At 38.1% G+C, this 24,890-nt stretch carries 21 protein-coding genes; 9 read left to right on the forward strand and 12 right to left on the reverse strand.

The genetic code is table 11. The features are described from left to right. Position 1 precedes the first annotated feature (1 nt). From rsgA to def, 7 genes are read right to left on the reverse strand one after another with little or no spacing between them, the layout of a single operon-like run. Positions 2–886, reverse strand: a complete 885-nt coding sequence (rsgA, locus tag ACYQ73_RS03365; protein WP_460011137.1) for a ribosome small subunit-dependent GTPase A — start codon at positions 884–886, stop codon at positions 2–4. A gap of 11 nt (positions 887–897) precedes the next feature. Continuing rightward, positions 898–2,883, reverse strand: a complete 1,986-nt coding sequence (pknB, locus tag ACYQ73_RS03370; RefSeq protein WP_460011138.1) for a Stk1 family PASTA domain-containing Ser/Thr kinase — start codon at positions 2,881–2,883, stop codon at positions 898–900. A 2-nt stretch (positions 2,884–2,885) separates the two neighbouring features. Beyond that, the gene (locus ACYQ73_RS03375; protein WP_460011139.1) at positions 2,886–3,635 is read right to left on the reverse strand and encodes a Stp1/IreP family PP2C-type Ser/Thr phosphatase; all 750 of its coding nucleotides are present in this window, start codon (positions 3,633–3,635) and stop codon (positions 2,886–2,888) included. A 6-nt stretch (positions 3,636–3,641) separates the two neighbouring features. Continuing rightward, entirely contained in the window at positions 3,642–4,784 is a 1,143-nt protein-coding gene (rlmN, locus tag ACYQ73_RS03380; protein ID WP_460011140.1) for a dual-specificity RNA methyltransferase RlmN, read from the reverse strand. Then, the gene (gene rsmB, locus ACYQ73_RS03385; RefSeq protein WP_460011141.1) at positions 4,784–6,145 is read right to left on the reverse strand and encodes a 16S rRNA (cytosine(967)-C(5))-methyltransferase RsmB; all 1,362 of its coding nucleotides are present in this window, start codon (positions 6,143–6,145) and stop codon (positions 4,784–4,786) included. Before rsmB ends, rlmN begins: the two co-directional genes overlap by 1 nt. Next, on the reverse strand, positions 6,142–7,083 hold the full coding sequence (gene fmt / locus ACYQ73_RS03390; protein ID WP_460011142.1) for a methionyl-tRNA formyltransferase: 942 nt from the start codon (positions 7,081–7,083) through the stop codon (positions 6,142–6,144). The genes rsmB and fmt overlap by 4 nt, the downstream gene beginning before the upstream one ends. A gap of 1 nt (position 7,084) precedes the next feature. Then, complete coding sequence (gene def / locus ACYQ73_RS03395) at positions 7,085–7,579, reverse strand: peptide deformylase (RefSeq protein WP_460011143.1); 495 nt, start codon at positions 7,577–7,579, stop codon at positions 7,085–7,087. A gap of 164 nt (positions 7,580–7,743) precedes the next feature. Between def and ACYQ73_RS03400 the strand changes: the two genes are divergently transcribed. Then, on the forward strand, positions 7,744–7,902 hold the full coding sequence (locus tag ACYQ73_RS03400) for a hypothetical protein (protein WP_460011144.1): 159 nt from the start codon (positions 7,744–7,746) through the stop codon (positions 7,900–7,902). Between the two features lie 48 nt (positions 7,903–7,950). On the opposite strand, the gene priA is transcribed toward ACYQ73_RS03400, so the two are convergent. Both priA and coaBC read right to left on the reverse strand, forming a co-directional pair. Beyond that, entirely contained in the window at positions 7,951–10,365 is a 2,415-nt protein-coding gene (gene priA / locus ACYQ73_RS03405; protein WP_460011145.1) for a primosomal protein N', read from the reverse strand. After that, positions 10,362–11,372 (reverse strand): bifunctional phosphopantothenoylcysteine decarboxylase/phosphopantothenate--cysteine ligase CoaBC, encoded by a 1,011-nt coding sequence (gene coaBC / locus ACYQ73_RS03410; protein WP_460011146.1) that lies wholly within the window; start codon positions 11,370–11,372, stop codon positions 10,362–10,364. Before coaBC ends, priA begins: the two co-directional genes overlap by 4 nt. Before the next feature lie 194 nt (positions 11,373–11,566). Here coaBC and ACYQ73_RS03415 point away from each other — a divergent pair, with 194 nt between their 5' ends. Further along, a complete protein-coding gene (locus tag ACYQ73_RS03415; protein WP_460011147.1) occupies positions 11,567–11,713 on the forward strand; it encodes a hypothetical protein in 147 nt (48 codons plus the stop codon). Positions 11,714–11,810: 97 nt separating this feature from the next. On the opposite strand, the gene rpoZ is transcribed toward ACYQ73_RS03415, so the two are convergent. The 3 genes from rpoZ to ACYQ73_RS03430 are packed head-to-tail and all read right to left on the reverse strand — an operon-like array spanning position 11,811 to position 13,579. Beyond that, positions 11,811–12,038 (reverse strand): DNA-directed RNA polymerase subunit omega, encoded by a 228-nt coding sequence (rpoZ, locus tag ACYQ73_RS03420; RefSeq protein ID WP_053483349.1) that lies wholly within the window; start codon positions 12,036–12,038, stop codon positions 11,811–11,813. A gap of 4 nt (positions 12,039–12,042) precedes the next feature. Beyond that, complete coding sequence (gene gmk / locus ACYQ73_RS03425) at positions 12,043–12,660, reverse strand: guanylate kinase (protein ID WP_049668385.1); 618 nt, start codon at positions 12,658–12,660, stop codon at positions 12,043–12,045. A 43-nt stretch (positions 12,661–12,703) separates the two neighbouring features. Beyond that, the gene (locus ACYQ73_RS03430) at positions 12,704–13,579 is read right to left on the reverse strand and encodes a YicC/YloC family endoribonuclease (RefSeq protein WP_460011148.1); all 876 of its coding nucleotides are present in this window, start codon (positions 13,577–13,579) and stop codon (positions 12,704–12,706) included. A 605-nt stretch (positions 13,580–14,184) separates the two neighbouring features. Between ACYQ73_RS03430 and ACYQ73_RS03435 the strand changes: the two genes are divergently transcribed. From ACYQ73_RS03435 to ACYQ73_RS03465, 7 genes are all read left to right on the forward strand, one after another. Further along, positions 14,185–15,882 (forward strand): Rqc2 family fibronectin-binding protein, encoded by a 1,698-nt coding sequence (locus ACYQ73_RS03435; RefSeq protein ID WP_460011512.1) that lies wholly within the window; start codon positions 14,185–14,187, stop codon positions 15,880–15,882. Positions 15,883–16,431: 549 nt separating this feature from the next. Further along, a complete protein-coding gene (locus tag ACYQ73_RS03440; RefSeq protein WP_460011149.1) occupies positions 16,432–18,117 on the forward strand; it encodes a methyl-accepting chemotaxis protein in 1,686 nt (561 codons plus the stop codon). Positions 18,118–19,148: 1,031 nt separating this feature from the next. Further along, the gene (locus ACYQ73_RS03445; RefSeq protein WP_460011150.1) at positions 19,149–20,801 is read left to right on the forward strand and encodes a peptide ABC transporter substrate-binding protein; all 1,653 of its coding nucleotides are present in this window, start codon (positions 19,149–19,151) and stop codon (positions 20,799–20,801) included. Between the two features lie 120 nt (positions 20,802–20,921). Continuing rightward, on the forward strand, positions 20,922–21,851 hold the full coding sequence (locus ACYQ73_RS03450) for an ABC transporter permease (protein WP_460011151.1): 930 nt from the start codon (positions 20,922–20,924) through the stop codon (positions 21,849–21,851). Continuing rightward, entirely contained in the window at positions 21,851–22,771 is a 921-nt protein-coding gene (locus tag ACYQ73_RS03455; protein ID WP_460011152.1) for an ABC transporter permease, read from the forward strand. Before ACYQ73_RS03450 ends, ACYQ73_RS03455 begins: the two co-directional genes overlap by 1 nt. Positions 22,772–22,785: 14 nt before the next feature. Beyond that, positions 22,786–23,841 (forward strand): ABC transporter ATP-binding protein, encoded by a 1,056-nt coding sequence (locus tag ACYQ73_RS03460; protein WP_460011153.1) that lies wholly within the window; start codon positions 22,786–22,788, stop codon positions 23,839–23,841. After that, the gene (locus tag ACYQ73_RS03465) at positions 23,834–24,760 is read left to right on the forward strand and encodes an ABC transporter ATP-binding protein (RefSeq protein ID WP_460011154.1); all 927 of its coding nucleotides are present in this window, start codon (positions 23,834–23,836) and stop codon (positions 24,758–24,760) included. Before ACYQ73_RS03460 ends, ACYQ73_RS03465 begins: the two co-directional genes overlap by 8 nt. Positions 24,761–24,890 lie beyond the last annotated feature (130 nt).

Consider the following 24,890-nt stretch of genomic DNA (forward strand, 5'->3'; position numbering starts at 1 on the left):
ATTAATACCTCGGCTTTCGATCCATAATTTCTTGCATAAATTGTTCGTAGTGTTTATAACGGTAGTCACGAATTTCTCCCGCCTCAACAGCTGCCTTTACTGCACATTTTGGTTCCTTCAAGTGTAAACAGCCTCTAAATTTACAATCATCTGCCATACGGGCCATTTCAGGGAAGCATGCGCCTAATTCTTCTTTTTCTATTTCATCAAAATCAAATGAACTAAATCCTGGAGTATCTGCTAATAAGCCATCACATACCTCGATTAATTCGACATGACGAGTCGTATGTTTTCCACGCCCTAAGCTTTGTGAAATAATTCCGGTTTTTAAATTTAAATCTGGAATTAAAGTATTTAGTAGTGTGGATTTCCCAACTCCCGATTGCCCTGCTAATACAGAAGTTTTTCCCTTTAAAATAGGTTGTAGACGATCAACTAATTCTTCCTCACCCTTATAGGTTTGCAGTACGGTATAATCCATACTTTCATAATCTGCTATATAGCTTTGCAATTCCTCACGTTCATGATCTTCTAGCAAATCCATCTTTGTTAAACAAATAATCGGATGAACATAAAATGACTCTAAAACAACTAAGAAACGATCCAATAAAATTGTATTAAAATTAGGTTCTTTTACAGAAAACACAAGAATCCCTTGATCAATATTGGCGATTGGAGGACGTACTAATTCATTTTGGCGTTCCATAATTTTTTGAATAGTACCATCTGATCCCTCTGTTTCCAGAGTATATTCTACATTGTCGCCAACGAGTGGGGATTCCCCGCGATTACGAAATACCCCACGTCCTCGACATTGTATTAGTTGTTCTCCATCATATACATAGTAATAACCGCTTAATGCTTTACGTATTTGGCCTTGCGCCATCCAATTCCCCCTTATTTAACATCATCATAATTGAAACTGTCTTCCTCAATAATTTGCGAATCACGTATAATTCTATATGCGCCTACTTTGCCCTCTTCAATAACAAGCTGTATTTTATACGGTTTATTAGCCGTAATAGTAAATTTATCGGCAGCTGATGACATTGTATGGTCTTTATCTTGAATTTCAATACGAATAGATTGCTCCATACCTTCCTCTGTTGGTTCATATGGTATTTCCACATGCACAGTTTTCACCAAAGTTTTTACAGGTTTTTCGGCAGGTCCTTTACTTATCACAACAGCTATTGTAGAGCCTGGTTCAACTTCAGTCCCAGCTCTTGTCAATTGGGAAATAACACTTCCAGCAGCTACTGTATTATGATAGTCTTCACGAGCAATACTCCATTTTAAGCCATTTCTTCTAACATAGTCATCCATTTGAGCTTTCGTGTAATTCACAACATTACCTACGGTAACCATTTGTATACCTGCGCTTACCTTAAATTCCATCTTTGTATCTTTAGCGATTACCTCTTCTTGAGGTTTAGGATCTTGATCAATAATTGTTCCTTCTCGCTCTGTTGAATGCACATAGTTAATATCTGGTTCTAAAAATTTACCATTTAACATTGATCGAACTTGGCTGATTTGCTGTCCTCTATAATCTTCCACTTTCGTCGTTTCTATTCCAAGACTGACGATTAAGTCTATTTCCGTACCTTTTACACGCTCTGTACTCTCTGTAGGGTCTGTTTCAATGACTTTACCCTTTTCAACGCTCTCATCATAACGCTCCTGAGGTTCTTTACCAACAGTAAAACCTTCAGCCACTAATTTCTTAGTAGCTTCCTCAACTGTCAAATTAGCCACACTAGGTACAGGTGTCTTTTTAGGGCTAAATAGATCTGTGCCAAAATAAAGGAATAGGAAAATGGCGATAGCCGCTATTAATAGTCCAGCAACATATATTGGCCATTTTATCTTTTTCTTTACAGGTGCTGTCTTTGCAACAGGCTTCTTAGCCTCAGGTTTCGGCTTTGCTTGTGTAATTGGTTCGATTGCTCTTGTCTTCGTTAAATCTTCATCTTTACGTATAGTTGGCTCTTTTATAATCGGAATAGCCTTTGTCACATCATTATCTTCCGGTATGACAAACTTCGGTTCATTGATTCGATTTGGCGATAAAATTGTTTCTAAATCTGCTTGCATTTCTTCTACAGTTGAATAACGATGAGAAGCATCTTTCGCTGTAGCTTTTAACACAACATTTTCCACGCTTTGAGGAATTGTAGCATCGAATGCACGAACGGATGGCGTCTCAGATTGTAAATGTTTAAGCGCTATCGAAACAGCTGACTCGCCTGAGAAGGGCAATTCACCTGTTAATAATTCATATAAAACAATGCCAAGTGCATAAATATCAGATTTGTTTGTTGCCGTACCACCACGAGCTTGCTCTGGTGATAAATAATGCACCGTTCCTAGTACGGAGTTCGTTTGTGTAAATGACGTTGCACTAAGAGTCATCGCTATGCCAAAATCAGTTATTTTCACATTGCCTTCAGCGTCCATTAAAATATTTTGAGGTTTAATGTCACGATGGATAATATGATTTTCATGGGCATTGGCAATTGCTGATGTTAACTGCTTCATAATATGCACACTTCTAGCAGGAGAAATTGGTGCAAATTCCTGTATGTACTGCTTTAATGTTTTTCCTCGGACATATTCCATCACAATATAATGTAGATCACCATCATCACCTACATCATAAACACTAACGATATTTGGGTGTGTAAGGCTTGTAGCAGAAAGTGCTTCACGTTGAAAACGGCGATGCAATTCATCCTCATTGGTAAAATCATAGCGTAATATTTTGATCGCTACATCACGGTTTAAAATCATGTCATGTGCTAAATAAACATTGGACATACCACCGCCACCAATTAGCCCTATAATTTTATAGCGATCACTAATTCGTTTACCTACAAGCATACTTACACCTCCTCATCTTGCCTTGTGAGTAGCACGAGGGAGATATTGTCTTCTCCCCCGCTTGCATTTGCTAATTCCACAAGTTTTCGTCCTTTTTCTTCTATTGAATCCGGATACGTAATAATTGATGCCATTTCATACACTGTAAGTTTATTGCTTAAACCGTCAGAGCAAATGAGTAAATACGATTCTGATGCTAAATCAACTTCATAAAAGTCAGGTTCAATCGTTTCTTCTGTACCTACAGCTTTTAAGATGAAATTTTTCTTCGGATGCGTCAACGCTTCCTCTTCACTAATTTCACCATTTTCAACCAGAACATTTACATAGGAGTGATCTCTTGTTATTTGTTGTGCACCATCATCAAAGAAATAATACACACGACTATCGCCAACATGTGCGATAAAGCAATGATTTTTTTCAATTAACACTGCAATAAACGTCGTGCCCATCCCTTTACAGTCTTCATGTGATAAAGAATAGTCATATATACTTTTATTCAATTGCTTGACTGCTTGTAATAACCACTCTTTTTTTGATGTTGTTGATGCAAAATGATGTGCCTCTGCCTGTAAAAAAACGGATTCTATCTGTTTCATCGCCATATCACTCGCTACATCGCCAGCATTATGACCCCCCATGCCGTCCGCTACAAGTGCTAGTGCAAGCCCGTCTGGACGTTTAAAAAATGCCGCACGGTCTTCATTAATTGCTCTTTTTAACCCAATATCACTTTCGACTGTGTATTCCAACACTGGTCACCTCGTCTCTTCAGATCTCTCTTGCGCACGTAATTGACCACAAGCAGCAGCAATATCAGAACCTTGCTCTCGGCGGATCGTTACGTTAATACCATTCTTCTTTAATGTTTTTTCAAAGGCAAAGATTTGACTACGGGATGTGCGAACATAATCACGTTCTGGTACGTAGTTTACAGGAATTAAGTTTACGTGGCATTTAAGTCCTTTTATTAATGCAGATAATTCTTCTGCAATTTCAACAGAATCATTTTCACCAGACATTAAACCATACTCAAAAGTAACACGTCGGCCAGTTTTTTTCGTATAGTAACGAACGGCTTCCATTAATTCATCCAATTTGTAAGCACGTGCAATTGGCATCAGTTTTTGACGAGCCTCTTGGTTTGGTGCGTGTAAGGATACTGCAAAGTTGATTTGTAGCTGTTCATCAGCGAATTCATAAATTTTAGGAACAATTCCTGATGTGGAGACAGTGATGTGACGAGCACCAATATTTAACCCTTTTTCATGGTTGATGACTTTTAAGAAGTTCATCATCGCATCATAATTATCGAAAGGTTCTCCTATACCCATAATGACGATATGTGACACACGTTCGCCCAATTCATCTAAAGTTTGTTGTACTTTGACAACTTGCTCCACGATTTCCCCTGCTAGTAAGTGACGTTTTAATCCACCTAAAGTTGACGCACAAAACGTACAGCCAATTCGGCAGCCTACTTGTGTCGTCACACAAACAGAGTTCCCATATTCATGACGCATTAATACAGTTTCAATCGAATAGCCATCTTGTAATTGGAATAAAAACTTGATAGTACCATCTTTGGATTCCTGTTGAATAATTGTTGACAATGTCGTCAATGCAAAACTTGCTTCAAGCTTTTCACGTAATCCCTTTGAAAGGTTAGACATTTCTTCAAATGTTTTTACACGTTTATTATAAAGCCAATCAAAAATTTGTGCTGCACGGAATGGTTTTTCTCCATTTTCCTTTAACCATTCTTCTAATTGTTCCGGCTGTAATGAGTATACCGATTCCTTTAAATTTGGTTTTTCTTTTTTCGGGCGTCGAACAGGCTTGTCTTCTGCTTCTTCAACTAAGTCGTTAATACGCTCATTAAATTTCTCTTGATCCACCATTAGTTGGATTCTCCTTTTTTACGAAAGGCGGCAACGAAGAAACCGTCACTGCCAAAGTCTTGTGGAAAGACTTGAAGCATGCCATTTGCTTGCTTTTCCGCTAATTTTGTTGGTAAAGATTCTAGTTGTATAGCTTCCATTTCTGGATGCGTTGTTAAAAAGGCTTCTACAGTACCTTCGTTTTCCCTTTTATCCACTGTACATGTACTGTACACAAGCTTGCCATCTATTTTCAATACTTTTGTTGCCGCATCTAATAGTGCCAATTGTATTTTTTGGAGGCTTTCTAAATCTTCTTCTCGCTTTGTATATTTAATATCTGGCTTACGGCGCATAACACCTAAACCACTACAAGGCGCATCGACTAAAATAGCGTCGAATGATTCTCGTTGTAGAAAATCCGGTGCCTTACGTCCGTCAATCGGAGCAGTCTCTACGATATCAATCCCTAGACGATCCGTATTATGGTCGATTAAATCTAATTTATGAGGGTGAAGGTCAGTCGCTAAAATCGAACCTTCATTTTTCATAATCTCAGCTATATGTGTTGTCTTTCCTCCCGGAGCTGCACACATATCTAAAACGCGCATGCCAGGTGATGGATGTAAAACATTTGCTGGAATCATGGAGCTTTCATCCTGAATAGTAATAAGCCCTTCTTGGAATGCCTTTGTTCGAGCTGGCTGACCATTTGTTACATGTAAACATTCAGGCATTAGCTCGCTTTTTTGCGCTGATAAACCTTCCGCTTCTATGCTGGCAATCGCTTGCTCAACGCTTGCTTTCGTCGTATTTACACGTATAGTCTGCACTGGGGGTACATTATTTTCATGTAGCATTTCAGACGCTACTTCAATACCGTAGTTATCGACAAAGCGCTGCACTAACCATTCGGGATGACTCGTCTCAATAGCAAGGCGCTCAATTGGATCTTTAATGTCATCAGTAGAAGCTACACCCTGACGTAAAATAGAGCGTAAAATACCGTTGACCATTGAAGCTATCCCTTTGTGACCTCGACGCTTAGCAATTTCTACAGCCTCATTTACCGCTGCATGTGGTGGGATACGCGTTAAATAATGCATTTGATATAAAGATAAACGTAAAAGCCAGCGCACCCAATGATCCACTGAGCCACGAATAAATGGCTCTAAATAGTAATCAAGTGTCATTTTATATTGTAAAGTACCATACGTAATTTCTGTTAAAAGCGCACGATCCTTCGTTTCAATTTTATGTCGCTTGATCGTTTCATTTAAAAGCAAATTACTATAGGCTTGATTTTTATCCACTGCTAACAGAATAGAAAGTGCAGCATCACGCACATTTCCATCCCAAATTACTACGCTTTTTTTACTCATTTAAATTGGTCCCCAATCTGTAATTTAGAACCTGTACCACGTAAATATTCCTCTGCTGTCATACGTTTTTTACCAGCTGGTTGGACATCATACAAGGCAAGTGTTGTACCATTTCCTGCTGCAACTTCAAAATGATCCTTCGAAATCTCAACAACCTCACCAGGTAAAGCATCATGCTTTGTGCTACCCACCTGTGCCCACCAAATTTTAAAGTTGCCATCTTCAAAGGTTGTATAGGCAACTGGCCACGGATGAAGACCACGCACTTGATTGTATAAAGTTGTAGCATCCTTTGTCCAATCGATACGTTCTTGTTCACGCGAAATATTGCTTGCAAAGGTTACTTGCGCTTCATCCTGCACTGTACGGTTATTTGTTCCATTTATAATAGAAGGAAGTGTAGCTTTTAATAAATCAGAGCCTACAGCACTTAGCTTATCAAATAGTCCACCTGTATGATCTTCCTCCTCAATTGGGATAGCCTTTTGAGATATGATATCACCGGCATCTAGCTTTTGCTCCATATACATGATTGTTACACCAGTCTCTTTTTCACCATCAATAATTGCTTGGTGAATAGGTGCTCCACCACGATACTTCGGTAAAAGTGACGCATGGACGTTAATGCAACCAAGCGGTGGTGCATCTAGTAATTCTTTCGGCAAAATTTGTCCAAAAGCGGCTGTTACAACTAAGTCAGGCTGTAAATCAATAATTTGCTGTAATTCCTCAGAACCGCGTAGCTTTTCCGGCTGAATAACATGTAAACCTAACTCCATAGCTGCTACCTTTACAGGTTGTGGTGTTAGCACACGCTTACGCCCAACTGGACGATCTGGTTGTGTAACTACAGCTTTAATATCATAGCCTTCATGATGTAGCATACGCAAAATTGGCGCGGAGAAATCAGGTGTCCCCATAAAAATTATTGAAGTCATATTATTCCTCCTCTTCAGCGTACATCGCTTCAAGTTCTTCTTCAGTTACAATGCGTTTGATTTTTGAATCAAATAGCACGCCATCTAAATGATCGATTTCATGTAAAATTGCTCGTGCATCAAAGCCTCCCGCTTCTAACTCATATACACGTCCTTCACGGTCACATGCTTCAATTTTCACATAGTCAGGTCGTTCAACCTCACCGTATAATCCTGGGAAGCTTAAGCATCCTTCAATATCAACTTCAGCACCATCTGTTTCAATGACAGTCGGATTAATCATTTCTAAAATATCTCGTTCCTCGCCAAGTTCGACAATGGCAACACGTAATCCTACATTTATTTGTGGTGCAGCAATACCAACACCATCGTATTCAACCATTGTGTCATATAAATCATCTAGTAATGTAATAATTTCTTCATTAATTTCTTTTACTTCTGCGCACGGCGTTGATAGTACCTTTGCTGGATGTTCAATAACTTTTTTAATTGCCATGTTATGTTCCTCATTTCTATATTAAGGCTTATACCTTGTCTTGTAACGCCTCATCATTATCTAACTAGTTCATATCATAACGTAGGGTTGATTTCCGTTACGGCTGGGCGCTTTGTTACTGTCGCTTCGCTTTCGCACAGAGCAAAACTTCCTGGGGGCGTTCGATGAGCCGCTTCACTCGCTTTACTCGTTCCAGGGTCTCGGGCCAACACGATGTTGGTCACGAAGGCGTTATCACAGGACGTGATGGTTTTAGCCTTCGTTCCCCCATCGCTGATCCACGAGGAGTCGCCCAGCCGGAACGGAAATCAACTTACCCATGACATACGTTTCAACAAAAAGTCATGCTCAAATTTAGGTGATGGAGCATTTTATATAGTTGACGGATCTAAATCTACCGTCATTAATATTCCCTGTTTAATCCATTCCGCTCGATACATCGCTAGAAGGCGCTGTAATACAGGAATGAGATTTGGTTCAATTTTATATTTTATCAAACATTGATAACGATATCTATTTTGGAGACGACTAATACTTGCAGTTGTTGGACCAATAATTGCTACCCTGTTTGATAAGTTTTCCTTTAGCCAATCCGCTGCACGTCCAGCATACTCTGCCGCCATCATGACATCCTCATGAGATATTTGAACAAGTGCTACATAATAATACGGAGGATAGCTAGAGCGGCGGCGTAAAAACATTTCGCGTTCGTAAAATGGCTCGTAATCTTGTATTTTGGCCAATTCTATTGCATAATGCTCTGGTGTATACGATTGAATAATAACCTCACCATGCTTTTCATGACGCCCAGCCCTACCACTAACCTGCGTTAATAATTGGAATGTACGCTCCGCTGCACGGTAATCGGGTAGATGCAGAGAGGTATCAGCACTAAGGACACCAACTAGCGTAATATTTGGAAAATCAAGACCTTTAGCAATCATTTGCGTCCCGAGCAAAATATCTGCCTTTCCTTCCCCAAATGCCTGCAAAATTTCTTCATGTGCGCCTTTTTGTTTCGTTGTATCAACATCCATTCGGAGAACCCTTGCCTCAGGAAATAGCTTATAAATTTCTTCCTCGACTTTTTGTGTTCCCGTACCAAAATAACGGATATGCTCACTCTGGCATTGTGGACATATATGAGGAACACGCTCCTCATATCCGCAATAATGACATTTTAATTTCTCGGTAGTTCGATGATACGTTAACGAGATGTCACAGTTCGGACATTGTACAACCGTTCCACAATCACGACAAAGCACAAAAGAAGAATAGCCACGACGATTTAAAAACAGCACCATCTGTTCTTTTTTCTCAAGCCTTACACGTATAGCATCAATAAGTTGCTCCGAAAACATAGAACGATTCCCTTTTTGAAGTTCTTCACGCATATCGGCAATAAAAACAGTTGGTAACGGTTGATGCAAAGCACGTTGCTTTAATGATAGCAAACTATATACGCCCTTCTTTGCTCTCGCAAATGATTCAAGTGCAGGCGTTGCACTACCTAATATAACAGGACATTTGTAAAATTCACTTCGCCAAATCGCTACATCTCTAGCATGATAACGAGGTGAATCTTCTTGCTTATAGGTTGATTCATGCTCTTCATCTAAAATAATGAGGCCTAAATTTGTAAAAGGTGCGAAAATCGCTGAACGAGCTCCAACAACAACACTTACTTTTCCTTGCTGAATTTTGCGCCATTCATCATACTTTTCACCGACAGATAAGCCACTATGCATCACAGCAACCATCTCACCAAAACGACTACGAAAACGCTCTGTCATTTGTGGTGTTAATGATATTTCAGGCACTAGCATAATGGCTTCCTTACCTTCATCTAACACCTTTTGTATCGCTTGCAAATATATTTCAGTTTTACCACTTCCAGTAACGCCGTGCAGTAAAAAAGTTTGCGCAGTCTGTTCTTCCATCGATTTAGTAATAGCCTTTAGAGCTACGTGCTGCTCATCCGTCAACTGTAAAGATTGCGTACGGGAAACCTCTCTCGTAAAAGGATCTCGATATACCTCTTCTTGTATAAAATGGGCAGCTCCTTTGTCAATAACTGACTGTAATACCGCGACAGATGCACCTGTTTCCTCATAGATTTTCTGTGGCAAAAGGACCTCTCCAAGATGTTTGCCCATCCATTCAATTAAATGGCGTTGTTTAGCTGCTCTCGCTGCACCTTCCATTGCTTTGTCGATATCATGCTGATGATCTGAAATTTTGACCATCCGTATTTCTTTCACATTGCCTTGCTGCTTCACAACATTTTCAATTTTTACAATTTTATTAGTGATAAGCTGTTTTAATAAAGGAAGTAATTCTGCACGCTCGAATTCTTTGAAATTAGCCTGTTGTCGCTTACCAAAAATAGCTTGAGCCTCATCTGGCAAAGCATCTTTCTCCTCTAGTAGCGTTATGATTTTTTCATACTTCGCTCGAAGCGCTGATGGGAGCATGACCTGTAAGGCATCAATTTCATAGCAAATCGTTTCGTTTTTCAGCCACTTTGCCATTAACAGCATTTCTTCGGTTAATACAGGCTCTATATCTAAAATTTGCGCAATAGACTTTAATTTATTAGATGGTACATCTGTTTCATTTTTTAATCCGACCACAAAGCCTAGAACATTTCTTGGCCCAAACGGTACTTTTACACGACAGCCCATCTCTATAATATGTGCCCATTCTGTAGGCACTTCATAGTCAAATGGACGATCTACATGGTAAGTTGAAACATCCACTATAACCTCTGCAATCAACAAACTCATTGCTTCTCACCCTGTAATATATATGTCCATAATGATTGTGCAAACTGCGTGGCATTTGTCGTATCCCACAATTGACCATTTACTTCTGCCGTGTCACTAAAATCAATCCACGTGTCAGACATAATTGTTAACATGGGCTCACCAATAACTTTTTGCCCAAAAGTTATTGCGGTCATTCCTTCTACTGATAGTATTGGTGCCCCTTCAATTGTAGGCGTATTTGCTGCATGGATAAAAAATGCAGATGGATATTGCTTTTTATAATCCTCAACCTGCTCAAAGAGCTTATGCACGCTTGTATCGTTATCATCTATGAGGATTACATTTGCCCCAAGTGTTTTCGCTTCTTTTGCTATTGCCTGACCAATTCTACTATTCGCCTGCGTACTAATTACATGGTGCTCGTCCATTGGAACATAAGACACCCCAGCTGTAACCACTACCGTTTTACCAGCTAATGGCTTATGCTTCTTTGAAAAAAACTCTTGTACAATCGCTGTTATTTTTTCTGGCTCCTCTAAACGACCTTTACCAACATAGCCACATGCTAAAAACCCTTCCGAAGGCTCAATAAATTGATAGCCATCAGATTGTAACTGAGCCAAATTTCGTTTTACCGCTGGATGGTCATACATATGTACATTCATCGCTGGTGCAAGCCATACAGGGGCAGTTGTTGCAAGCAAGGTCGTCGTTACCATATCGTCTGCAATTCCATTCGCTAATTTACCTATGACATTTGCGGTAGCTGGTGCAACTAAAATTAAATCTGCCCAATCCGCCAAATCAATATGGGCAATAACACTCGAATCCTTTTCATCAAAAGTATCGAAAAAAACATCATTTTTGGACATAACTTGAAAGCTCAGCGGATTCACAAATTGTCTTGCTGATGCTGTCATGATAACCTTTACATTTGCTCCTGCCTGAGATAGCTTGCTCACTAGAGCGACAGCCTTATAAACTGCTATGCCACCTGAAACACAAAGTAAAATATTTTTATTCATGCACAATCGTCCTTTCAAATGATAAGCTCCCAAAGGAACATTCCCCGGGAGCTCTCGACATTCTGTATAATCAAAAATCCACTGCAAACGATCAATTATGCCTCGGCATAATTGCGTCCGGAGGCTTTAGGCCAACAAATGTTTTTTGCGCGAAAACGTAGTGCTAACGCAGCGTCAGCAACGTGTTTTTGTCTGTGCGAAAGCGTAGCAACAGCACCGATGTTGGTCACTCAGTCGTTGCCACAGGACGTGGCGTTCTTAGACTTAGTTCCTCTATTTCTGCGGTGTTTGGACATCCACTGAAAAGTAGCTTAAATCGGCATTCATCTCACCACCTATAGAGGTGGGAGACTTCTGTACCTGTCACTATACTTTCGGTACAAAAGACATTTGCTGAAAGAAGTTAACATTAATTTGGCAAAAGCTTACTTATCAATGTTAGATTTCGTCTTCGTACACAGTTGACTCATCCTGTGATACTTTCGTAAGTACACCTGCCGCTACTTCTTCAAGTGCTTTCCCTACGTATTTATGGGAAACATACTTGTGTAAACGTTCAGTGTCTTGTTCCTCTTGCATTTGACGAGCACGTTTAGATGCTAGACTTACTAATGAGTATTTTGAATCGATTTCTTTTTTTAATGTATCTACTGATGGGTATAACATAGGTTTATTCTCCTCTCAACATTGACAAATATCTTTTTTCAACACGTTCTCTACGACAATGCTCTGCTTTAATAATCGCATTTATACGATCACAAGCATTTGTCACTTCATCATTTTCAACTACATAATCATAAAGGCTCATCATTTCGAGCTCTTCACTTGCAGTTGCAATACGCTTCGCAATAACGTCTGCTGTTTCCGTCCCGCGACCAACTAAACGGTCTTTTAATTCCGTTAAGCTTGGTGGGGCTAAGAAAATAAATAATGCATCTGGTGCCTTTTTGCGGATTTGTGCAGCACCTTGCACTTCGATTTCTAAAAACACATCACGTCCTGCATCAAGTGTTTCATTTACGTAGGCTAACGGTGTTCCGTAATAATTCCCTACAAATTCAGCATGCTCCAATAAGCCACCCTGTTCAATCAACGTTTCAAATTCTTCACGTGTCTTGAAAAAATAGTCTACACCATCTACTTCACCTTCGCGAGGATTTCGTGTTGTCATCGAGATGGAATACTCATAATTCGTATTCGGCTGAGAAAATAATTCTTTTCGCACTGTCCCTTTACCTACACCAGATGGGCCAGACAGAACAATTAATAATCCACGTTCTTTTATCATTTATTCTCTATATCTCCCTTAATTTATAACAGATACAGGCAAGCTATTCGATATTTTGAACTTGCTCACGCATCTTTTCTAAAATTGTTTTCGCCTGAACTACTGCAACGGCCGCCTCTGTTGATTGATTTTTTGAACCAATCGTATTGATCTCGCGGTGTATTTCCTGCATTAAAAAGTCTAATTTACGGCCAACTGAAATCGTTTCTTGTAATGTTTCTTCCAGTTGATTAAAGTGACTATCTAATCGGTCCAATTCTTCAGTGATGTCCACACGTTCTGCGAATATCGCTACTTCGGCAAGTAGGCGATCTTCTAACAACGCTCCATCCGCCACTTGAGAAATTCTTTCCAATAATCGTGTACGATATTTTTCTACAGCAAGAGATGCACATGAACGAATGTGGTTCACTTGTTCCATTAACTGTTCTTTATATTGTACAACAACATCATGTAATTCTTGCCCTTCACGCTCACGCATTTGAATGAGCTGTTCAAGTGCTTGTGAAATAGCCTTTTCAACAGCACAGAGTAAATCCTCAGGTGTAAGCTGTGGCTTTTCCTGTACAAGCGCTTGTTCAAGCGATAGTAGCTCTTGCATTGTCCATTTTTCTTCTAGTGGTACTTTACTTGCTAATTGCTCTTTTGCCTTACGATACGCTTCAATTAATGACCAATTAATTTCAATAGATTGCTCGACGTTCTCTAAATCTTTAACATAAACCATCACATCAATTTTGCCACGTGACAAAGCTTGCGAAATTAATTTCTTTGCAAAAATTTCTGCTTCAAGCCATTCTTTCGGGAATTTTGCATTGATTTCTAAAAATCGATGGTTGACCGAGCGCATTTCTACGGTTAATTGAAAGTCTGTTGTTGTTGTGACACCTCTGCCAAAACCAGTCATACTACGCACCAAGGTTCGTCACACCTTTCTTTGCATACTGGGATTATTATAACATAAGCTCTGTCATTTATGATGTCTCTCCGTAAAAAATTAAAGCAATTTCGCCTTAGCATAATTATAGCTTTCGCTAGGTGGTTGGACACCCACTGAATGAAGATTGAGCAAAAGCTAATTCTACCACATTCGAAGCTATATTTTAATATTCGCCTAAAAAATGCTATGATAAACATAAGAAAAAACTCATCACCAAAAGAAGAGATGACCTTTGTTAAAATTTATGCCATGTCTAGAAGTTGATTGGAATGGAGACTGAGCGACACCTCGGGGATCAGCAACAGAGGAACGAAGCGAAGCGGCTCATCGGACGCCCCCAGGAAGCTTTGCTCTGTGCGAAAGCGTAGTGACAGCAATTGTTTTATCTGTGCGAAAGCGAAGCGTCAGCAACAACAAAGCGCCCAGCCGGAACGGAAATCAACCACACTATGGTGGAAAAGTACATTTGCCACTCTATAGTGATAACTACTACACAAATTTTAGAGTATGGAGCTAATGCACCATTAAAAAATAATAAATACGAAAGTACCAAGATGCTTATATCTTTGGAAAGAGGAATTCATATGGCATTTGATGGCTTATTTACTTATTCAATGACAGCCGACCTACAACAATTAGTAACAGGTCGGATCACTAAAATACATCAACCAAACGCTCAGGAAGTTGTGCTACATATCCGTGCAAACGGAAGCAATCATAAGTTACTTTATTCGATTCATCCTTCTTACGCACGTGTTCACCTTACTGAGCAATCTATAGAAAATCCAGCAGAACCACCTATGTTTTGTATGCTGTTGAGAAAACATATAGAGGGTGGGTTTATTTCTTCTATTAAACAGCACGATTTTGATCGAATTATAATAGTAGAAATCGAAAGTAAAAATGAAATTGGCGACCCTATTGTAAGGGAGCTCCATGCTGAAATTATGGGCCGTCACAGTAACCTTTTGTTAATAGATAAAGAGCAGGGAAAAATAGTCGACAGCTTAAAGCATTTGCCACCTTCTGTGAATAGTTTCCGTACAGTTTTACCTGGTCAGCCTTATATCGCACCGCCCGCACAGAATAAATGGCACCCACTAGCAGTAACCGACGAACAGCTTACACTGTTTTTCTCTGAATCAAAAACGGCTAAGGAAGTCGTTTCGCAATTTATTGGTTTCTCGCCTATACATGCTGAGGAATTATTATTCCGATTAGCTGACACAGATGATCGTGTAAATTGCTTTAAAAATTTCATAGCTTCCTTTAATAATGGCGGAACAAAGCCGATGTATGTAAATGCAAATAATAAAACGTACTTCTCACCGATCGCTTTAACACATTTACAAGGAGATGTAACGATTTATCCAAATGTCCATGAGCTACTTGACCGCGTATTCTTTGCTCGAGCTGAGCGTGATCGAGTTAAACAGCAAGCTGGTGATTTGGAGCGATGGCTGCAAAATGAAATTGACAAGCTTATATTAAAAACTAAAAAGTTAAATAAAGACTACGAACGCGCATCTAAGCTTGATCAGTTCCAATTATATGGAGAATTACTGATGGCGAATATTTACGCGTTTGAAAAAGGTGTAAAGGAAGTAACTGTCACTAACTATTATAGTGAAACTGGAGATGAAGAAATCACCATTCCAGTCAGTGAACGTAAAACACCTGTTGAAAATGCTCAAAGCTATTACACAAAATATACAAAAGCAAAAAATGCCCTTATTATGGTTCAAGAACAGTTAGAAAAAACAAAAGAGGAAATTACCTATTTCGAAATGCTTGCTCAGCAGGTACAACAAGCTGCTCCTGGAGATATTGAAGAAATTCGCGAAGAATTAGCAGAACAAGGTTATTTGAAATTACGTCATGCACGAAAAAAGAAAAAACAAATGAAACCCGAGCCTGAACGTTATGCCTCTTCAACAGGTGTAGCGATCTCTGTTGGGAAAAATAATAAACAAAATGACATGCTTACATTTAAAATAGCTAAACGCACGGATACCTGGCTGCATACAAAGGATATCCCTGGCTCACATGTTGTCATCCATACAAGTGAACCTGACGAAACAACATTAAGAGAAGCGGCAACACTTGCTGCCTATTTTTCAAAAGCAAGAGACTCTTCCTCTGTTCCTGTAGATTACACAGAAATACGTCAGGTAAAAAAACCAAATGGCTCTAAACCTGGTTTTGTTATTTACTTTGAACAAAAGACTTTATACATTGACCCAGATGAAGCTGTCATTTTACAGTTAAAAAAACAATCTTAAAGATTGAGGCTGGGACATAACTGGATAAAACCTTAAAAAGCGCGAGAAATCAATTTTAGAAATGTTGATTTCTCGCGCTTTTCTGATGCGATATTATAATTGTGCTTTTGAAAATACATACTTATGTCCCAGTCTCTCAGACTGTAGATAAACTTTTGCATTGCATAAAGTTGTATAACTATTTAATCGTAAAACTCCGACTTTCAGCATTTTATGAGAATCGTCGAGACGTCTTGTCTTCTCCATGGCGAGGCTTACCTTGATGAAAAATAAAACAAACATATCCTATAGACTGGATTAACTTATCTACTTATACAAATGAAATGTATCGTTTTCTTTCTCATGACAGGACCACGTATTCTGTACTATACATCTATCCTATTCCCCTTTAATTTGATCGATTTTTGTATCTATTGTTCCTTATTATAATAACGCTAAAAAAACTGATGAATAATCCGCACTGTTTATTCCGAGGTTATTGACTTCTCCCCTTCTAAATGGCTAAATTTAAATAAAAAGTAAATGGCATTCCAGAAAGGACGTATCTTTATGTCTGTAGGCAAAAAATTAAGCTTTGGTTTTTTAACCATCATTCTGACCTTAATTATTTCATTGGTCATTATGTTTATTCAATTCTCAAACATTGATAAGAAGGTAGAAAGTGCGCTAGAAAACCGTGTAACGCTAGTAGAATTAGCTAATAATATTCAAATTGAACGAGCAATGCAAGGTCTTTACATTCGGGCAATACTCCTTGAAGACACAGCAGCTAATAAAGATAACTTTACAAAGCATGCTAGAATGCTAAACGCGCATATAATAGAGATCAATGAAAAATCTGATTCATCCGAAATGGAGACTTATGCAAAAGATCTACATACATATAATGAAGCTTTTAACAAAGCAGCTGAAGAAGCATTAGCACTTCATGATGCTGGAAAATTAGAAGAAGCGATACAAAAAGTTAATGGCGATGTTCAAAAAGCAAATACAGATTTGTTAGCAGTATCAGAGAAAATTGTAAGTTACCAAAAAAATCAACTTGATATTGTCACGAAAGAATCTAAACAAGCAGTATCATATTCTCAAACAATCTCAATCATCGCTATCATTATTGGTGTAATACTTGGGATATCTCTGATGTATTATGTACAGCGTACAATTTCACGACCTTTAAAATCCGTAGTTATGGCTGCCAATAATATTGCTAATGGTGAATTATATCATCAAGATATCTCTCATCAATCTAAAGATGAAATCGGTCAGCTTTCAACAGCCTTTAACGTAATGAAAAGTAGCTTACGAGGTTTATTAACCCATATCCAAGGCAATGCGGAACATTTATCATCTTCTGCTGTGGAACTTTCTGCCTCTATAGAAGAAATTTCTGCTTCTACTGATGAGATTACTGTACGTATTAACGAAACAGCGAATACGGCTTCAACTGCTACAATTGCTGCCAATGAGAGTGCACTTGCAATGGATGAAACAGCAGTAGGTGTACAACGTATAGCAGAGGCAACCCAACAACTTCATCAAAGCGCAGTGACAACAACTGAATTGGCGAATAACGGTAATAGTACAGTTGATGAAGCTCAACAACAAATGAACGTGATTTATAATTCTACTCAAACAATTAACAAGGTCGTTCAAAAATTAAGTAAGCAATCAGAAGAAATAGGCAATATAACTACAGTAATTACAGCCATCACAGATCAAACAAATTTATTAGCACTCAACGCAGCAATTGAAGCTGCACGTGCAGGTGAACATGGCAAGGGCTTCGCTGTCGTAGCTGATGAAGTTCGTAAGCTAGCAGAAGAATCAAAGCAATCAGCCAATCAAATCGTTACGTTAACACAAGAAATCCAAGAAGATACGCAAAATGTAGAGAAGGCTGTCGAAGATGGGCTACAATCTGTCACAGATGGTGTGAAAATTATTGGGAACGCAGGTAACTCTTTCGAAGCGATCGTAAAAGCGATCAATACGATGACAGATCAAATAGAAGACATTTCGTCTACTTCTGAAGAAATCTCTGCAAGCGCTGAACAAGTAGCAGCCTCTGTTGCAGAAATTGCTCAGGGTGCTTCTTCTAGTGCAGCCAATACACAAATCATTGCCGAAGCTAGTAAGGAACAAGCTGCGACAATGCAACAAGTAAATCATGTTGCTACAGATTTAAGCGAAAAATCCTCGGACTTACAAACCCAAATTAATCAATTTAAGCTTTAAACATTTAAGCAGAGCATTTCTTTAATCGAAATACTCTGCTTTATTAATGTTTTACTACATTTCTGATATCGAAAACGTGAGTGCAATGGAGCTACCATAATTAAGGATACTAACATCATATACGCTAATAATCCTTCGCTCGCCTAAGGAAACATTCACCTTTAACTACCGTTAACTGCTACTTTACTGTTTATTTTTAAGAAGACTACCATTTAGTTAATTAAATATGGTAAAATCGACCATGTAAAGAAGTGCAGTAATTTTCTACTCATTAGTTCTACCTACACAATGTTTAGTAACTTTATGTAGGAGCTTTCCTCCTAAGCAAGACAATTGGATTTCTCCATAAAACAATATCAAAAAACAAACGTATTTTTCCATTTACTGTATGCCGAATTTTACATTCATATAATTGATTCAATACACTGTTTTTTTATACATTATTGTATATTCAAGTAATGTGTAAATTATTTCAAAAAAACATATTTTACTGAAATACACGATATTTATTCTTTAAGAGAGCCACATTTTACTCTAATTTTTCTTTCTTCTCTTTTATACCGGTTAATCTAAGATAAATACAAAACAAGTTTCTTATATATCATTAATAGATAATAATATTCATTCTTTGAGAATATAAATTACAGGAAATACCTATCTTGGAATCTAAATCACTCAGTTTTACAATGATTTTCTACAAATCTACACAAATATCTTATAAATCACCCACGTTACTTTTGACTCATTTTTCAAATAACAATAGCATTGTCTGAAGAATAAGAATTTTCGATATAGTAAGTTACTTTTTTATTTTTATTCTATTTTTGATATTTAGAACAAATAAACATCATTTTTTTATCATGAAAGCGCTTTCTCCATTTAAATCGATGAATCGAAAAAAATTATTATGTTCAAAAATGTCAGATAATACTATATAAATTTGAATATTTTTTATTTTGTACACAATGATTTTTTTGGTATATTAAATAAGAGCTTCATAGAAGGCTTAAAATTGTATAAGGGGGATTCACATGAATAAAAACAAAAAGTTTTTATTATTAACTGTCCTTGCAGTATTCTCATTAGTACTAGCTGCATGTGGCTTCGGTGGTGAAAAGTCTGATAATTCTTCATCTTCAGACGGAAGCAAAGATTCTGGTTCAAAATCTAAAGAGCTTAACTTAGCAATAACTTCAGAACCACCATCTTTAAACCCAGGACTTGCAGAGGATACTACATCTAGTGCTATCTTAATTAACATTTTCGAGGGTCTAACTGTTTCAGACGCTGAAGGTAAGCCTACTCCAGGTATGGCTGAGAAGTGGGAAATCAGTCCTGATAAAAAGACTTATACTTTTCACTTACGTGATGCAAAATGGTCAAATGGTGATTCAGTTGTAGCAGGTGACTTCGAATATGCTTGGAAATGGGCGTTAAATCCAGAAAACCTTTCTTCGTATGCTTCTATTTTCTACCCAATTAAAGGGGCTAAAGCATACAACGAAGGAGGCGGTTCTGCCGATGCTATTGGTATCAAAGCTGAAGATGACAAAACTTTAGTCGTAACTTTAGAAAACCCAACTCCTTATTTCCTAGAATTAACAGGATTCAAAACTTATTTACCAGTTAACCCAAAAGTATCTGAAGCTAATAAAGAATGGTACGCAGACGCAGGTGAAGATTACGTAACAAATGGTCCTTATAAATTAAGCGATTGGAAACATGACGCTTCTATCGTTCTTACAAAAAATGAAGATTATTGGGATGCATCAAATGTTGATGTTAGCACTGTAAATATTGCAATGATTGAAAAAGAACCAACTGTTGCTACTAACTTTAAATCTGGCTCGCTTGACTATATCGGTGCACCATTCCAAACAGTAGATCTTAATGCAATTGATGGATTCAAAAAAGATGGTTCTTTAAGAATCAAGGACCAAGCAAGTATTTATTGGTATAAATTCAATACAAAAGACAAAATTATGTCTAATGCAAATATCCGTAAAGCTCTTACTCTAGCAATCGATCGTCAAAAATTAATTGACAACGTAACTAAAGGTGAACAAAAACCGGCTACAGGTATGATTCCGGTAGCAGTTCCTAAATTTGAAGAAGACCGTGGTTACATCAAAGATAACGATGTTGATGGAGCAAAAGCTGCTCTTGAAGCTGGTATGAAAGAACTTGGCATTAAAGATCCTAAAGACATTAAAGTTAACATTTCATTTAACACTTCTGAAGCGCATGCAGCGATCGCTCAATATATTCAATCAGAATGGAGCACAAAACTCGGTATCAGCTCTACATTAGATAATTCTGAATGGCAAGTTTATATTGATAAATTAAAAACTGGTGACTATCAAATTGGTCGTATGGGCTGGGTAGCTGACTATCTAGATCCATATACATTCCTTGAAATGTTCGATTCAGCTAAAAATGGTAACAACCAAACAGGCTGGGAAAATGCTCAATACACAGATTTATTGAACAAAGCGGTAGCTGAGGTAGACGAAGCTAAACGTTTTGATTATTTAAAACAAGCAGAAGCAATTGTTATGACAGAATTCCCAGTTGCACCTATTTACTACTACACTAACTTATCAGTAGTTAAAAAAGGTGTTGAAAACTTAGATCCAAATCCTACTGGTGATATTCACCTTAAATACGTAAAGATTAAAGAATAATTTCTTTTTAAGCTCTAAGCAGAGAGCTGCCTCGTAGCCACTGTGGCACGAGTCAGCTCTTTTTAAAATACGAAAGCACTTATTTGTCAGATAATTGACAAATAGAAGGAGGAGTTTTATGTGATTAAATATATTTTGAAAAGGCTGATGTATATACTTCTCGCGCTTTTCGTCATCGTAACGGCAACGTTTTTCCTATTGCGTCTTGCTCCTGGTAACCCATTTGCATCTGAACGTAATTTCCCTCCTCAAATAGAGGCAAAGTTAAACGAAACGTATGGATTAAATAACCCTTGGTATATTCAGTACAAAGATTATTTAATCGATGCGGCCACTTTTAATTTCGGTGAATCTATGAAATATAAAGCGCGTTCTACAAATGATATGATTGCAGAAGGCTTCCCTGTATCTTTAACTTTAGGGATTGAAGCGATGCTGCTAGCAATTGGCTTTGGTGTATTAATCGGTGTAATTGCAGCGCTTTATCATAATAAGTTCCCAGATTATTTGGCAACGACCTTTGCGGTGCTTGGAATTTCTGTCCCATCCTTTATATTAGCTGGACTCATGCAGTATTTCCTTGCCTATAAGCTTCAGTTATTCCCGATTAGTGGATGGAAAGGCTTTAGTTATAGTATATTGCCAGCCTTAGCAATTGCATTATCGCATATGGGTTTTATTGCTAAACTGACACGTTCAGGTATGCTTGAACAAAATAATAGTGATTATGTAAAAATGGCCCGTGCAAAAGGCTTAGGTAAATGGACAGTCGTCTTCCGCCATACTTTACGTAACGCGCTTTTACCAGTCGTTACTTATTTAGGCCCATTAACTGCTGCTGTTGTTACAGGTAGCTTCATTGTAGAGTCAATTTTTGCGGTTCCTGGATTAGGTAAACACTTTGTGCAAAGTATTACGAACCGTGATTATACAGTAGTTATGGGGACAACGGTGTTCTACGCAATCATTCTTTTATTTGCGGTATTCATTGTAGATATTTTATACAGCGTGATCGATCCGCGAATTAGATTGAAAGGAGCGAAAAAGTAATGACACAGCAACATATCGAAAAAGATAAGTTTAAAATTGTTGGCGGAAATCATGAAGCAACTGAAAAATTAGCAGATAAATCTGTCTCCTTTTGGAAGGAAGTATTTATTCGTTTTTCCCATAATAAACTAGCGATTTTTGGTTTAATCGCTTTAATAGTTATTGTTTTAATGGCTACATTTGTGCCAATGTTTTCACAATACAACTATAAAGAGCAATTAGGCGCTTTTAATGCCCCACCATCATCAGAATTCTGGTTTGGTACAGATGATTTAGGGCGAGATATTTTCGTTCGAGTATGGGCTGGCGCTCGTATTTCTTTATTCATCGGATTTGCTGCGGCAATTATTGACTTGATCATTGGCGTATTATGGGGATGTATTTCTGGTTTAGCGGGCGGTCGTGTTGACAATATTATGATGCGTATTGCCGATGTTTTAACAGCTGTTCCTTACCTTTTAGTTGTAATCGTACTTTTAGTAGTATTACAACAAGGTATTATACCAATGATTATCGCATTATCCATTACAGGTTGGATCAATATGGCCCGTATTGTACGTGGTGAAGTATTATCTATTAAAAATCAAGAGTATGTTTTAGCCGCTCGAACTCTGGGGGCACGAACAGGACATTTAATTTTAAAACATTTAGTGCCAAATGCACTTGGTGCGATTTTAGTATCAATGACATTAACAGTACCATCTGCTATTTTTACAGAGTCTTTCCTAAGTTATCTAGGACTTGGGATTCCTGCTCCACAAGCCTCTTGGGGAACAATGGCTTCTGAAGGAAATGGCGCGATTGCAAATGCACCTTGGCGTTTAATATTCCCTGCAATGTTCATTTCACTAACAATCTTTGCGTTTAACGCAGTTGGTGACGGCTTACGTGATGCATTAGATCCAAAACTACGTAAATAAGGAGGTGGCCGAAAATGAGTAAAACAATTTTAGAAGTAAAAGATTTAAAAATAAACTTTAAAACGTATGCAGGACTTGTTCATGCTGTTCGTGGTGTAAACTTTGACTTAAAAGAAGGTGAAACACTCGCAATCGTTGGTGAATCCGGTTCTGGTAAGAGTGTTACAAGTAACGCTTTAATGAAACTAATTCCACAGCCACCTGGTATTTACGAGTCAGGTCAAATTTTATTTAACGGTCGCGATTTAGTGCCTTTAAGCGATAAAGAAATGTCAAAAGTACGCGGAAATGAAATTGCGATGATTTTCCAAGATCCAATGACAAGCTTAAACCCGACGATGAAGGTCGGACGTCAAATAACTGAAGTTATTTTACAACATAAAAAAGTATCAAGAGCTGATGCTAAAGAACGTGCAATTGAACTTTTAACGCAGGTAGGTATCCCCTTCCCTGAAAAACGTTATAACCAATATCCGCATGAGTTTTCAGGCGGTATGCGCCAACGTGTTGTTATTGCCATCGCACTTGCAGCTGATCCAAAGCTTCTAATTGCCGATGAACCAACAACAGCATTAGACGTTACCATTCAAGCGCAAATTTTAGAGCTAATGAAAGAAATCCAAAAAAATTCGAAAACATCGATCATTTTCATTACCCACGATTTAGGTGTCGTGGCAAACGTTGCTGACCGGGTTGCAGTTATGTATGCAGGTCAAATCGTTGAATATGGTACTGTTAATGATATTTTCTATAATCCTAAGCACCCTTATACATGGGGTCTGCTTGGTTCAATGCCAGACTTAGATAACAATACCGATGAGCTATTACGCACAATTCCTGGTTCACCACCAGATCTTACGAACCCTCCAAAGGGCGATGCATTTGCCGCTCGTAACGAGTTCGCAATGGCTATTGACTACGAGCAAGAGCCACCGATGTTCCAAGTAAGCGAAACACACTTTGCCAAAACTTGGTTGATGCATCCTAATGCACCAAAAATTCCGCTTCCAGATGCGGTTGCTAAACGTATTGAAGGATATTTAGCAAAGGAGGCACAATCAAATGACTAAAACGGGCGCAAAAAAAGTTCTTGAAATTAAAAATTTAAAGCAGCATTTCGGTTCAGCAAGTAACCCTATTAAAGCTGTTGATGGTATTAGCTTCGATGTATACGAAGGTGAAACACTTGGTCTTGTAGGAGAATCCGGCTGTGGTAAATCAACAACTGGTCGTTCCATTATTCGTCTGTACGACATTACAGATGGTGAAATTATTTTCGATGGTGAGAACGTCCATGGGCAGAAATCTAAAAATGAATTAAAGAAATTTAATCGTCAAATGCAAATGATTTTCCAAGATCCATACGCTTCATTAAACCCGCGTATGACAGCTGGTGAAATCATTAGTGAAGGTTTTACGATTCATGGTCTTTACAAAGATAAAAAAGAGCGTCGTGAAAAAGTTAATCAACTACTAGAGGCTGTTGGCTTAAACAAAGAGCACGCAAACCGTTATGCACACGAATTCTCTGGCGGTCAACGTCAACGTATTGGAATTGCTCGTGCGCTAAGCTTAGATCCTAAGTTTATTATCGCCGATGAACCTATTTCTGCACTTGACGTTTCGATTCAAGCGCAAGTTGTAAACTTATTAAAACAACTGCAAAAAGAACGTGGATTAACATATCTTTTCATTGCCCATGACCTATCTATGGTTAAGTATATCAGTGACCGTATCGCTGTTATGTACCGTGGTAAAATCTTGGAAATCGGTAAAGCAGATGATATATACAATAACCCTGTTCATCCGTATACAAAATCATTATTATCAGCAATTCCACTTCCTGACCCAATGTCAGAAAAACGTCGTCAACGTATTCCGTACAAGCATACAGAGGTTGACGATAGCGCAGCATACCACGAAGTTGGCGATCAGCATTACGTTTATGGTACTGCAGATCTTGTGAAAACTTGGATTGATCATCGATAAACCTTACAAATCCATCCATCATTTATTGCTGGATGGATTTTCTATCTTCATTTATTTCCAATTAATGTAAATAAAAAATTAACACCTTTAAAAGTGAGAATTTATTACTTTTAAAGGTGTCTTATTTTCT

The organism is Lysinibacillus sp. CTST325, assembly GCF_054665055.1.